Raw genomic sequence first — 2,693 nt, forward strand, 5'->3', positions numbered from 1 at the left:
AGAGTCGGTCGCCGCCAGACCCGCACAACGCAAGAACAACAAACATCCCCTCTCACGTTGCATTTCGCCTATGAGGCGAATGGATCGGGGCTATAGCTCAGCTGGGAGAGCGCCTGCATGGCATGCAGGAGGTCAGCGGTTCGATCCCGCTTAGCTCCACCACACTCGATCCTCTCCTTCAGATGATAGACATCTCACCGCCGTCTCGCGACTGCGGTGCTGTGCCCGTTGTGGTCGCTCGACGCGGCTCGCCTTCTCAGGTTTCGCCCGGCAGAGGGCGCATGAGCACGCCCAGCAGAAACGCGAGTTCCCCACAGACCAGGAGCGCGACGCCGCGCCTCAACCCTGCGCTAAAACCAAGGCCATATTCAAAATAGCCGTAGGCGAGTTCGACCGCGACGATCGGCACGAAGGCGGACAACATCCACACGCCGCCGAACCGGCCGAGCGACAACCCGAGCAGCGTATTCAGCAACAGGCCCTTCATGCCGCGCGGGCCCTCTCGTCAAAACTGCCTAGCCGCGACGCTCGCCGCCGGCTCGACCATCCGCACAGACCCGGAACGAAGGCTGAGTCAGGCGATGACTCCGGCGACGCATCTCCAGGCTTTGAGCTGGAATATGATGAATTGTCAATGAGATCGGTCGGCCCGATCCCTCTTCTGCAAGGAGAGTTCAGTGCCCGTGGCGGTCGCCCACCGGCTTGGTCCGCCACTTCAGAAATTTGCCGATGGCGATGCCCAGCGGCACCGAGAGGGCAAGCCAGTTCCTGAGGAACCGAAGAACTTTCAGCATGGACGTCTCTCGGGTAGAATCGGGGGGCACCCGGTGCAAAGGTGTTCTTCAGGGCGAACAAGCAGGAAACCGCGGTGTTCCTCGATCACGAACAAAGGGCCGTCCCTCCCCAATGGGAGCCACCACCCTCAAGCAAGAAAACCGAATCACGGAGGCGGGAAAACGCCGCAATTGCACTTATTCTGCTCGTCTCGGCCCTCAGCCTCTTCGCGCCGGTGGCTGGAGGGACTATAGTTGGAGTGGTCCTTGCACTTTTGGGACATTGAGCGCGGCAACGTCCGCGAGGAAACGTCAAGCTTTTTGCACTAGGAGTGCGAAAGACGCTGAAGGGTACGACGATGCATTGGACCGCCGTTCTGCTCGCGGCTTACGCGGCAGGCTTCCTGGAATTATGGCGTCTCTGCGAGGAGGCCCCGCCCGCACCCGAAGATTGCGCCTAGGGCAGCGCGTTCTCGCCCGCGGCCGATCGCACGTTCGTCAGCGACGCATCTTTTGCGCTGCGTTGACCGCGATCATGGCCGAGGCGACCCACGCCCGATCCGGCAACCAGACGATCCATCGCACAAGGGCCCCAGCTCCGGCCATCGCCTGAAAGGCCGCCGCCAACGAGACTAGGATGGGTCCGGGAGCTTCGTCCGGCTCCGCATGATCGTACCAGAGCGGGTTGTCGTCGTTCACGGTACGCCCCTTGAGATGGACAACAGGCGGGTCGCCGATCAGCGACTGCCGCGCTGCGCGAACACAGCCGGAACGGTACGCGCCAAGATGGCAATGTCGCGACGGAGGCTCCACCGGGTGGCGTAATCGACGTCGAGGGCGACGCGCTGTTCGTAGGTCGTGTCCGACCGGCCGGAAACCTGCCAAAGGCCCGTGACCCCCGGCGGCACCGCGAAACAGGTCTGAAAGGCTGCTCCATAGCGGGCGACCTCCGCCTGTACGATGGGCCGAGGCCCGACGAGGCTCATTTCACCCCGCAGCACATTGATGAGCTGGGGCAGCTCGTCGAGGGAGGTCTTGCGCAGCACACGTCCCAGCGCCGTGACGCGCGGATCATCGGTGAGCTTGTGGGTCGCCGCCCATTCCGCCCGCGCTGCGGCGCTGGACGCCAGATGTGCCGCCAGAGCCTTCTCCGAATCGACCACCATCGTGCGGAACTTCAGGCAACCGAAGGTCCGGCCATCGCGGCCGAGCCGGGCATGCCGGAAAATCGGAGACTTCCCGTCCCCCATCCAGACGGCCGCGGCCACGAGGAGAAGCAAGGGAAGAAGCAGGACGACCGCCGTTCCCGCCACGGCGATATCGATCCCGCGCTTGGCCGCCATGCCGATGCGCCGCTCGAGCCCGAACGTACGCCGCCGCGACACCTCGCCGAGGGTGTCCGCGAACGGCTCGAGCATATGATGCGTTGCAAGGACGGGCGTAACGGTCGGCTGTCCGTTCGGACGCAGCATGCTCGCGACTCCTCAGGCCCGGGGGCTTAGGCGGTTAATTGTTTCTTAACGAGCGGTGCATAACAAATACGCCCCGGCCGCACAAGCATAGCCTTGCGATGCCAATCAATCCTATCGGCATCGCATTCGCAGATATGCACAATAGGACCGGCCGCTCTAACCAACTAAATTTTGTTAAGACTTGAAACAGCTCAAGAGCGTCTTGCATTTGCGGAAAGGTTTTTCGGTCCAGAAGCCAGCCGCGGGGTCTTAGACGTGTTGATGCTATTACTGATAGCAACTTTGATCGGCGGCGGGATCGGCTTTGCAATCGGGCTGATATATGGCGGAGTATGGACTCTCATCGGCGCGCAACTTGGCGCGACCATCGGAGTTCTCGTCGCGGCGACTGTGCGTGGACTTCGGTGAAGACTACTTGTTGCGATGCCGCAACAAGTAGTCTTCACCG

General features: G+C 62.3%; 2 protein-coding genes and 1 tRNA gene. 1 reads left to right on the plus strand and 2 read right to left on the minus strand.

The window, feature by feature from the left end:
• The first annotated feature begins 86 nt into the window (after nucleotides 1-86).
• Nucleotides 87-162, plus strand: a tRNA-Ala gene (locus MFF22_RS24450).
• Between the two features lie 94 nt (nucleotides 163-256).
• Here the strand turns inward: MFF22_RS24450 and MFF22_RS24455 are convergent.
• Nucleotides 257-487: a hypothetical protein gene (locus MFF22_RS24455; RefSeq protein ID WP_238253364.1), complete on the minus strand. Its 231-nt coding sequence runs from the start codon at nucleotides 485-487 to the stop codon at nucleotides 257-259.
• Nucleotides 488-1,510: 1,023 nt separating this feature from the next.
• Nucleotides 1,511-2,116 carry a sugar transferase gene (locus MFF22_RS24460; RefSeq protein WP_370877607.1) on the minus strand — a complete coding sequence of 202 codons (606 nt, stop codon included), beginning with the start codon at nucleotides 2,114-2,116 and terminating at the stop codon, nucleotides 1,511-1,513.
• Nucleotides 2,117-2,693 lie beyond the last annotated feature (577 nt).

This window comes from Methylobacterium persicinum, from assembly GCF_022179525.1.
In the GTDB taxonomy this organism is placed as follows: Bacteria; Pseudomonadota; Alphaproteobacteria; order Rhizobiales; family Beijerinckiaceae; genus Methylobacterium; species Methylobacterium persicinum.

Bases quoted from the DNA above. Each gene is read 5' to 3' on its own strand.
- MFF22_RS24455 (WP_238253364.1), bottom strand. From the start codon at position 487: ATGAAGGGCCTGTTGCTGAATACGCTGCTCGGGTTGTCGCTCGGCCGG.
- MFF22_RS24460 (WP_370877607.1), bottom strand. From the start codon at position 2,116: ATGGCGGCCAAGCGCGGGATCGATATCGCCGTGGCGGGAACGGCGGTC.